General features: G+C 70.8%; 8 protein-coding genes. 6 read left to right on the top strand and 2 right to left on the bottom strand.

Going from position 1 to position 10,082, the window contains the following annotated elements; all coding sequences use genetic code 11:
- Positions 1 to 207: 207 nt before the first annotated feature.
- Both VJN29_RS00220 and VJN29_RS00215 read right to left on the bottom strand, forming a co-directional pair.
- A complete protein-coding gene (locus VJN29_RS00220) occupies positions 208 to 1,149 on the bottom strand; it encodes a GlxA family transcriptional regulator (RefSeq protein ID WP_324141271.1) in 942 nt (313 codons plus the stop codon).
- Between the two features lie 4 nt (positions 1,150 to 1,153).
- Positions 1,154 to 1,702 carry an isochorismatase family protein gene (locus VJN29_RS00215; RefSeq protein ID WP_324141269.1) on the bottom strand — a complete coding sequence of 183 codons (549 nt, stop codon included), beginning with the start codon at positions 1,700 to 1,702 and terminating at the stop codon, positions 1,154 to 1,156.
- A 147-nt stretch (positions 1,703 to 1,849) separates the two neighbouring features.
- Between VJN29_RS00215 and VJN29_RS00210 the strand changes: the two genes are divergently transcribed.
- From VJN29_RS00210 to VJN29_RS00185, 6 genes are all read left to right on the top strand, one after another.
- On the top strand, positions 1,850 to 2,470 hold the full coding sequence (locus tag VJN29_RS00210; RefSeq protein WP_324141267.1) for a hypothetical protein: 621 nt from the start codon (positions 1,850 to 1,852) through the stop codon (positions 2,468 to 2,470).
- Positions 2,471 to 2,607: 137 nt separating this feature from the next.
- On the top strand, positions 2,608 to 4,341 hold the full coding sequence (locus VJN29_RS00205) for a bifunctional metallophosphatase/5'-nucleotidase (protein WP_324141265.1): 1,734 nt from the start codon (positions 2,608 to 2,610) through the stop codon (positions 4,339 to 4,341).
- Between the two features lie 237 nt (positions 4,342 to 4,578).
- Entirely contained in the window at positions 4,579 to 8,481 is a 3,903-nt protein-coding gene (gene purL / locus VJN29_RS00200; RefSeq protein WP_324141263.1) for a phosphoribosylformylglycinamidine synthase, read from the top strand.
- A gap of 158 nt (positions 8,482 to 8,639) precedes the next feature.
- Positions 8,640 to 8,870, top strand: coding sequence for a hexameric tyrosine-coordinated heme protein (locus VJN29_RS00195; RefSeq protein ID WP_324141261.1), 231 nt, complete (start codon positions 8,640 to 8,642; stop codon positions 8,868 to 8,870).
- A gap of 91 nt (positions 8,871 to 8,961) precedes the next feature.
- A complete protein-coding gene (locus tag VJN29_RS00190; protein WP_324141259.1) occupies positions 8,962 to 9,717 on the top strand; it encodes an AzlC family ABC transporter permease in 756 nt (251 codons plus the stop codon).
- A complete protein-coding gene (locus tag VJN29_RS00185) occupies positions 9,714 to 10,049 on the top strand; it encodes an AzlD domain-containing protein (RefSeq protein WP_324141257.1) in 336 nt (111 codons plus the stop codon). Before VJN29_RS00190 ends, VJN29_RS00185 begins: the two co-directional genes overlap by 4 nt.
- Positions 10,050 to 10,082 lie beyond the last annotated feature (33 nt).

Raw genomic sequence — 10,082 nt, 5'->3', positions numbered from 1 at the left:
GTCGGCCCAGGCGCGCCGCGGCTCGCCCGCTTCGTCACGGCGTCTGCCACGGTGCGTAACCACCCGCGGGAGCACGTTCACGTCGCCACCTCCCACGGCCAGCACAGGGGCGGGTCACGCTTCCCCACAAGGGGCAAAGGGTCCCATGCCGTATGCCGCTGGGCTCGGTCCGGACCCCAACCCGCCTCTCCATGTGGTGGGGTCGCACTACGCCTGGTCGGCGAGGAGCCGTCGCAGGGACCGCGCATCACCCAGACCCACTTCCTGCGCTGCCGCCGCCTGGCTCCAGCCCGAGGCGAGTAGGACCTGAGCCCGCTCGACCCGAAGGGTGGTCTGGTAGCGATGCGGGGTGACCCCCGTCGCCGCGGCGAAGGCCCGGGTCAGGGTCCGCTCGCTCACGGCCAGGCGTCGGGCCAGGTCCGCCAGGCCCAGCTGCGTACCGAACTCGGCATCGAGGACGTCCTGGGCCCGGTGCACCAGGTCGCTCATGTGGTCCCGGTGCTGCAGCATCACGCTCTCCTGCGGCGCCGTCCCGTTGCGGCGCATGGGCACGACGAGTCCGCGAGCGACGCGCGCAGCGAGGGCCGGCCCATGGTCGCGGGCGATGAGATGCAGGGCGAGGTCGATCCCGCTCGAGATCCCGGCAGAGGTGTGCACCAGGCCGTCCGAGACGTAGAGCACGTCGGGCACCACGGTCACGGTGGGGTGCCAGCGAGCGAGGCTGGCCTGCAGCGCGTGGTGCGTCGTGGCGCGTCGTCCGTCGAGGACGCCGGCGGCCGCGAGGGCGAACGCTCCGGCGCAGACGCTCGCGACCTCGCCGCCGGTCCGGTGGTGCTCGCCGACGGCTTCCCCCAGGTGCGCCGCGAGCATGCTCCGGACCGGTCGCCCCTCGTCGCTGCCGTCGTCACGCTGGCCGACGGACCAGCCGGGCACGACGACGAGGTCGCGTTTCGCCAGGAGCGGCCACTCGGTCCCTGCCGTGACCCCGAGCCCCTGCCGCGACCGGGTCGTCGCCTCGTCCCCGACGAAGACCAGGTCGTAGTCCGCGCCGAGCTCGGCCGCCATGGAGAACGCCTGGGCCGGTCCGGCGACGTCGAGCAGGTGCAGGTCGCCTGGCAGCGCGAACACGACCCTGCGAGGTGCTGGCATCACGTCAGGATGCCAGCACCTCGGCGATGGTGACGACCGACGCGAAGCGCCCCTGCAGCGCAGCCGCAGTCCGCTCGATGACCTCTTCCGCGGGGATGACCCGTGACCCGTCCGCGGTGGGCAGCGGGTGCGTCGCCGTCGCATCGACGACGAACCGCACGTCATGGCCGAGGTCGCTCGCGAGCCGGGCGGTCGTCTCGACGCACTGCTCGGTGCGGATGCCGGCGACGTCGACCCCACCGACACCCCACTGGGTGAGCAGCTGCCCGAGATTCGTCGTCGTGAAGGCGTTGTGGCTCGTCTTGTGCAGGACCGGCTCCCCGTCGGCGGGCTCGAGGCCGGGCAGGAGGTGGACGTGCCCGCTCGCCGGATCGAACGGAGTGTCGCTGCCGGGCTCGGAGTGCAGGACCCAGACGACCTTGTCGCCAGCGGTCCGTGCGTGCTCGACGAGCGGTGCGATGCGCTCGGCGAGGTCGGGCGCGGAGATCTGTGCCCAGCTGGGCAGCTCACGGAAGGACTGCTGGACGTCGATGACGACGAGTGCTCTGTTCATGGCTCCAGCCTCCCTGCCCCCAGACCATCGCACGAGGTCGGCACAGGTCACCCAGCGGACGGATCTGGTCACGAGCACACGGGAGCGAGCTCAGCGGCATACGGCCGTCAGCCCGAAGGGCCGAACAGCGTGTGCGAGCCTAGGCGCATGACCCAGCCGGCCACCCCCTCGCACGAGTTCGAGCGCCTCAAGGTGCGCCAGAAGATCACCTTCATGGTCAACCGCTACGAGGTGATGCGCACGGACGAAGCCGGCAACGACCTCGGCCTGCTGTGCTTCGCCGAGCAGAAGCGCATGGCGATGAAGGAGCAGGTCACCTTCTTCACGGACGCCGCCAGGACTCATCCGCTCTTCGGCTTCAAGGCCCGCAAGGTCATCGATCTCGGGTCCGGCTACGACATCGTCGACGGCGTGGGCCAGCCGATCGGCTGGTTCCGCAAGGACTTCACCGCCTCGCTCGGCCGGTCGACCTGGCACCTCGGCACGCCGGAGGGCTTCGAGTGCGTCGGGCAGGAGCGAAACGCCAAGGTCGCGGTGCTGCGGCGCGTCTGGGACCTCATCCCGGTCGCGGGCGACCTGCCGGTCCCGTGGCTGTTCCACTTCGACTTCCGCGCAGGTGATGGGTCGGTCGTCATGAGCTCGACGAAGCGGGTCGGCATCAAGGACACCTACTTCATCGACCTGCCCGCCCAGGAGAACGGTTGGCGGCTCGACTGGAGGGTCGCCGCAGCCATGGGCGTCGCGCTGGATGCGCTCCAGTCCCGCTGACGTCCGCCCAGCGGCGAAACCAATCCGATGCACTTCGTCCCACTGGGCGGCGATCTCTCGTAGGGTCACGGCGAGAACATGCACGTCGGAAGCAGACCCGTGTAGTTCCGATTCACCGAACCAGGAGAGATTCTCACATGACGTATCGCATCAGCCGCGTCGTCGCTGTCGGGGCAGCGGCGCTGCTGGGGGCCACGGCGTTGGCCGTCAGCCCCGCGCAGGCGACGAACGACAACGACAAGCCCAACCCGAGCGCGAACATGTCGGTGCAGCTGCTGTCGTTCAACGACTATCACGGTCGAATCAAGGCCGACGGAGACGCCGGAAGCATCGAGGGGGTTGATGCCGGCGGCGCCGAGTACCTCTCCGCCAAGCTCACCGAGCTCCGTGCCGGGCACAAGAACACGCTCACCGTCGCCGCCGGAGACCTGATCGGTGGCTCGACCTTCATCTCGGGACTCTTCCACGACGAGCCGTCCGTCGAGACCCTCAACGCCATGGGCCTGTCAGTGTCGAGCGTCGGCAACCACGAGTTCGACGAGGGCACCACCGAGCTGCTGCGCATGCAGAACGGCGGCTGCCACCCGACCGACGGCTGCTACTTCCCGGACGAGCCCTATGCAGGCGCCGACTTCCAGTACCTCGCCGCCAACGTCGTCCGCAAGGACAACGGGGAGACGCTCCTGCCGGCCACGTCGGTCAAGAAGCTGAACGGCGTGGACGTCGGCTTCATCGGCATGACGCTCGAGGCGACCGACACGCTCGTCAGCCCGAAGGGCGTCGCCTCGGTCGACTTCCTCGACGAGGTCGAGACGGCCAACAAGCAGGCGGACGCGCTCAAGAAGCAGGGTGTCGAGGCGATCGTCGTGCTCCTCCACGAGGGTGGCTACCAGGAGGGCACCATCAACGAGTGCGAGGGGATCTCCGACCCGATCGCCCAGATCGCCGCCCAGCTCGACCCGGAGATCGACGCCGTCATCACCGGCCACACGCACCAGGCGTACATCTGCCAGCTCCCTGACCCGGATGGCGTCGACCGGCTCGTGACGAGCGCCGCCTCCTACGGCCGGGTCGTCACCGAGACCGAGCTCGTCATCAACCGCCGCACCAAGGACGTCGTCCGCGACGCCTCGGCGGCGACCAACCACATCGTGGAGCGCGCGGCCCTGACCCCCGACCCGGCGCAGACCGCCATCGTCGAGAAGTGGGACGAGATCGCCGCTCCGCTCGCAGCCGAGGTCGTCGGCACGGTGAAGGAGGACATCACCGGGGACTCGGGCGGCAACCGCGGCATCGAGACGCCGATGGCAGACCTCGTCGCCGACGCGATCCTCTGGGGCACCAACGACCCCGACGAGGGCGGCGCGCAGCTCTCCCTCATGAACGTCGGCGGCGTGCGCGGGTCGTTCATCTACGACGCGATCAAGGCGGGTGAGCAGCCGGGCGAGATCACCTACAGCGAGGCCTACGCGGTCGCGCCGTTCGGCAACCTGCTCGTCTCGATGGACCTCACCGGGGCCCAGCTCAAGACCGTCCTCGAGCAGCAGTACCAGCCGGTTGAGGACCGTGGATCCAGGCCGATGCTGGCCCTGGGGGTCTCGGAGGGCTTCACCTACGAGTGGGACGCCAGCCAGCCGCAGGGCAGCCGGGTCGTGCTCGGCTCGATGTACCTCAACGGCGTGCAGATGGACATGAACGCCACCTACCGGGTGTCGACGCTGAACTTCCTCGCCGACGGCGGTGACCTGTTCACCGGCTTCCTCGCGGGCACCAACGTCGTCGGTGGCCCGGAGGACCTGGCCAACCTCGTTGCGTTCCTCAAGGCGAACCCCGGCCTCACGGCTCCGGACAGCCGCATCGCTGGCCTCTGACCGGGCCCACTGACGTGAGGGCCGCTCCCAGCCGGGGGTGGCCCTCACGCCATTTCTGCTGCCGTATGCCGCTGAGCTCGCCCCCGCTCGCAGGCTGTCGTCCCGGGGCGGCTGGGTGAGGGGCGGCGCGCATGCTCTCCCGCGCTCTCGGCGAGACGGGGGCAGCGGGCCCTGACGGGTAACCTTGACGCGGCAACCGCCTTGCCACCCCCTCGCACCACCGGGAGACCGCACGCCATGGCCTCGTCGCACGACCTCGTGCTGACCACCGTCCCGGGCGGCAGCGCCCTCTCTCGGTTCCGCGCTGCGGCGCTCCTCGCCCGCCTCCAGGCCGTCGTGCCATCCGTCACCGGGCTCTCGGCGCGGTACGTGCACCAGGTGGCGAGCCACGGGCTGTTGGACGGCGCGACGCTGGAGACGGTGACGCGCCTGCTCAGCTACGGGCCGCCGGCCGAGCCCGAGCCCGCTGCCGAGCACCTGGCGACCGTCGTCGTCTCGCCCCGGCTGGGGACGCTCTCGCCGTGGGCGTCCAAGGCCACCGACATCGCGCACAACTGCGGCGTCGACGTGCGCCGGGTCGAGCGGGTCACCGAGTACCGCCTCGCCTCGTCATCGCCGCTCGCCGAGTCCGACTGGGCTGCGGCGGCTGACCTGCTCCACGACCGGATGACCGAGTCGGCGTTGCCCTCGGTCGAGGCGACCGGGGCGCTGCTCGACGAGCGCGAGGCCGAGCCGATGGAGCGCGTCGACGTCCTCGACCGTGGCCGAGCGGCGATCGAGGAGGCCGACAAGGCCTACGGCCTGGCCCTGTCCGACGACGAGGTCGACTACCTCGTCGACGCCTTCACCGGGCTGCGACGCAACCCCACGGACGTCGAGCTGATGATGTTCGCCCAGGCGAACTCCGAGCACTGCCGGCACAAGATCTTCAACTCCGACTTCATCGTCGACGGCGAGGCCAAGGCGCGGTCGCTCTTCGGGATGATCCGCCACACCGAGGAGGTCGCCGGTGCGGGGACGGTGGTCGCCTACAAGGACAACGCCTCCGTCATGGCCGGCGGGCCGGTGACCCGATGGCTGCCCGAGCGGACCGGTGACGGCCCGAGCCGCTACGCCGCTCGGGAGGACGAGGTGCACGTCCTCATGAAGGTCGAGACGCACAACCACCCGACGGCGATCAGCCCCTTTCCGGGTGCGGCCACTGGAGCCGGAGGCGAGATCCGCGACGAGGGTGCGACCGGTCGCGGCAGCCAGCCGAAGGCGGGGCTGACCGGCTTCGTCGTGTCGAACCTGCGCCTGCCCGGCACCGACGAACCGTGGGAGCGGGAGGTCTACGGCGCACCGGAGCACATCGCGAGTCCGCTCGAGATCATGGTCGAGGGTCCGATCGGTGCCGCGGCCTTCAACAACGAGTTCGGGCGGCCTGGGCTCGGTGGCTTCTTCCGGGTCTACGAGCAGACCGTGTCCGGCGTCCGGCGGGGCTACCACAAGCCGATCATGAGCGCCGGCGGACTGGGGTCGATCAGCGCCGACCAGACCGAGAAGGTCACCTTCCCGGCCGGGACCCTACTCGTGCAGCTCGGCGGTCCGGGCATGCGGATCGGCATGGGCGGCGGCGCGGCATCCTCGATGGCCGCGGGCGCCAACGTGGCCGAGCTCGACTTCGACTCGGTGCAACGGGGCAACCCCGAGATCGAGCGCCGCGCCCAGGAGGTCATCAACCACTGCTGGAGCCTCGGGCCGGACAACCCGGTCCTCGCGATCCACGATGTCGGGGCCGGTGGCCTGTCCAACGCCTTCCCGGAGCTGGTTGACGGCGCCGGGCTGGGGGCGCGGTTCGACCTGTCCGCGGTGTCGGTCGAGGAGTCGGGCCTGGCGCCCAAGGAGGTCTGGTGCAACGAGAGCCAGGAGCGCTACGTCATGGCCATCGCACCCGATTCGCTCGCGCGGTTCGCCGCGCTGGCTGACCGCGAGCGCTGCCCGTATGCCGTCGTCGGTGTCGCGCGCGACGACGGGCAGCTCGTCCTCGCCCCCTCGTCGGAGGATCGGCCGGGCGACGACCGACCGATCGACATGCCGATGGAGGTGCTGCTCGGCAAGCCGCCGCGGATGACGCGGGACGTCACCCGGGTGACGCGAGTGGGGGACGAGCTCGACGTCGATGGGCTGGAGCTGCGCTCAGCGGCATACGACATCCTGCGACATCCAACGGTCGCGTCCAAGCGCTTCCTCGTGACGATCGCCGACCGGACGGTGGGTGGCTTCACCCATCGTGACCAGCTGGTCGGCCCCTGGCAGGTCCCCGTCGCGGACGTCGCGGTGACGCTGTCGGACCACGTCGGGTTCGCCGGGCAGGCGATGGCGAGCGGCGAGCGGATGCCCCTCGCCTCGGTGGACGGGCCGGCCTCCGGCCGGATGGCGGTCGGGGAGGCACTCACCAACCTCCTGGCCGCGCCGGTGGGCGGGCTCGCCGGCGTCAAGCTCTCGTGCAACTGGATGGCCGCCTGCGGCGAGCCCGGCGAGGACGCGGCGCTCTACGACACGGTCCACGCCGTCGCGATGGAGCTGTGCCCCGCCCTCGGGGTCTCGGTGCCGGTCGGCAAGGACTCGCTGTCGATGCGGACCCGCTGGACCGACCCGGCGACGGGCGAGGACAAGCAGGTCACGTCGCCCGTGTCGCTCGTCGTCTCGGCCTTCGCCTCGCTGCCGGACGTGCGCGGCACGTGGACGCCGCAGCTGCGCCCCGACTCGGCCCTCCTCCTCGTCGACCTCGGCGCCGGGCGCGACCGTCTCGGCGGGTCGATGTTGGCGCAGGTGTCGGGGGCGTTCGGCGGCGAGGTGCCGGACCTCGACGATCCTGGGCGCCTCGTGTCGCTCGGGGCTGCCCTGGACGAGCTGCGGGCTCGTGGGATCGAGGTGGCGTACCACGACCGTTCCGACGGTGGACTGTGGGCCGCGGCGTGTGAGATGGGCTTTGCTGGGGCGACTGGACTCGACCTCGGAGTTCCCTCTGTCGCAAGCCTGTTCACCGAGGAGCTCGGTGTGGTGCTGGGTGTCGGCGAGGGTGAGCTGACCACCGTGCGGGCGGTCTTCGCGGCGCACGGGTTGGGCGAGCTCATGTCGGTCGTCGGCCGGGTGAACCCCGAGCGACGCCTCCGCGTGACGGTGGGTGGCAAAGCGGCGCTCGACGAGTCAGTGCGAGACCTCGCGCAGGCCTGGGACGAGGTGTCGTGGCGGATCGCGGCTCTGCGTGACAACCCCGCGTGCGCGGACGAGGAGCATGCGGCCGTCGGAGCCGAGAACGACCCCGGCCTCGTCGTGGCCCCGACGTTCGACCCCACCGAGGACGTCGCGGCGCCCTATGTAGGGCTGGGTGCGCGGCCCAAGGTGGCCATCCTGCGGGAGCAAGGGGTCAACAGCCACGTCGAGACGGCGTTTGCCTTCGACCGGGCCGGGTTCGACACCTTCGACGTGCACATGACCGACCTGCAGGCCGGGCGCTTCGACCTGGCCTCCGTCGTCGGGCTGGTGGCCTGCGGTGGCTTCTCCTACGGTGACACGCTCGGCGCGGGCGAGGGGTGGGCCCGCTCGGTGCTCTTCAACGATCGGCTCACCGAGCAGTTCCGCACGTTCTTCCATCGTGACGACACCTTCGGTCTGGGCATCTGCAACGGGTGCCAGATGTTCGCGGCGCTCGCCGAGCTGATCCCCGGCGCCGAGGCGTGGCCGCACTTCACCCGCAACCGCTCGGAGCAGTACGAGGCCCGCCTCACCCTGGTCGAGGTGCTCGAGTCGCCGTCCCTGTTCACGAGCGGGATGGCCGGCAGCCGCGTGCCGATCGCGGTGGCCCACGGGGAGGGCTTCGCCAACTTCTCGGCGCGTGGGGACTCCGGCACGGTCCACCGGGCGATGCGGTTCGTCGACCACCACGGCGCGCCGGCGGTGACGTATCCGCACAACCCCAACGGGTCGCCCGACGGGCTCACCGCGGTGACGACCCCGGACGGCCGGTTCACCGCGATGATGCCCCACCCGGAGCGGGTGGCGCGGAACGTCCAGCTGTCGTGGACGTCGGGGCGGATCGAGAACGAGAGCCCGTGGCTGCGGATGTTCCGCAACGCGCGCGTCTGGGTGGGCTGAGTCGGAGTGTGAAGGATCGCTCCCCTTCCCGGGGGAGCAACCTTCCACGATCCGCTCGTATGCCGCTGGGCTGGCTCTGCGGCGATGTACCCACCTCGCGCGCCCTCAGTCGGACACCACTATGGTCATGCTCATTCGACGTATGTGGAGGCACGACCATGTCTGAGCCCTATCTCCCGACGCTGCTCACGGCCAACCCCGAGGAGGGCTTCCAACTGGCCCTCAAGCTCTCTCGTCTGGGCGTCAGGTTCACCCAGCCCTCAGCGGAGGTCCGCGACCGGCTGCGCGGCGAATACGCAGAGGATGCCGACAGCCTGACCGCGGCCTCGCAGGTCGTGGCAGTCAACTTCCAGACCGTCGCCCAGGCGAACAACTTCTGGCGCGACTGAGAACTCGTAGTCCACACAACCTCCAGCCCACGTCCACGTCGAGTCCGAGAATCGTGGCTCGTCGTGGGCGACCGTGGGTCTCATGCAACCCATGGACCCCACCGTCGTCGGGCAGACCACGACTGGCGGATCTGTTGACAGTCGCAGCCGAGCGCATCGCCGCGAGGTCGGAGCCGGGGCGCTCGCCATGCTTCCGCTCCTCATCGGGTACGTGCCGTTCGGGCTGCTCGTCGGGGTGGCCGTGTCCCGCAGCACGGACTGGCTCGCCGCCTGGACGGGCACGATCACCGTCTACGGCGGCAGCGCCCAGCTCGCCCTCCTCGAGCTCACCGCCGGGGGCGCAGCTGCCTGGACGGCAGCCGGCGCCGCGGTGCTGGTCAATGCGAGGCTGCTCGTCTACGGCATCGCCCTGCTGCCGACCTTCGCCTCGGCCCGGTTGCCCGTGCGCCTGGCAGCCGCCGCCTTTGTCATCGAGCCGACCTGGGTGGTCGCTCTACAGCGAGCCGAGTCGCCGGGGACGGTGAGCGAGCGGCGCTGGCACTATGCTGGCGCGACGGTCGTCCTCACCGTCGGCTGGCTGCTCGTCGTGACGGCCGGCCTGGCCCTGGGCCAGCTGAGCACGCCCGCCCTCGGGGTCATCGGGCCCCTCTGCCTCGTGGCGGTGGTGGCACCGCACCTGCGTCTGCCAGGAGGGGTTGCGGCGGTCGTCGCGGCCGTTGCGGCCACCACGCTCGGTGTCGCGATGGCGCTCCCCTCAGGCGCGATCCCGCTGCTCGCCATGGCAGCCGCCGTGGCCGCGGGCCTGGGGACCACCCGGAACGGCAGGCCTGAGGGGACGCGCGGATGAGCCTCTGGATCGCCGTCGTCGTCGCGGGCCTCGGCAGCTACGCCCTGCGCGTTCTGCCCTTCCTCGCAGGCGACCGCATGCACGTGTCGGAACGCGCCCAGGCGGGATTGCGGCACGCGGGCATGGGCGCCATCACGGCGCTGCTCGTCCTCGGAGTCGTGACGGTGCTGCGGCCGGGGTCGGGACTGGCGGTGGTGCCCGTCGTCGCCGCCCTCGTCGCGGCGACGGTCTGCGCGCTCATGGGCCGTTCCATGCTGGCGACGGTGGTGATCGGGGCGGTCACCTATGTCGCCGCCCTGGTGCTGATGAGTCCAGGGCTTCTGGGCCGCTGATCTCCGCGGTCCAAGGGGCTTGTCGGCAGAGCG

This window comes from Intrasporangium sp., assembly GCF_035280925.1.
Taxonomy (GTDB): domain Bacteria; phylum Actinomycetota; class Actinomycetes; order Actinomycetales; family Dermatophilaceae; genus Intrasporangium.
This window is presented reverse-complemented; position numbering and strand designations above follow the sequence as displayed.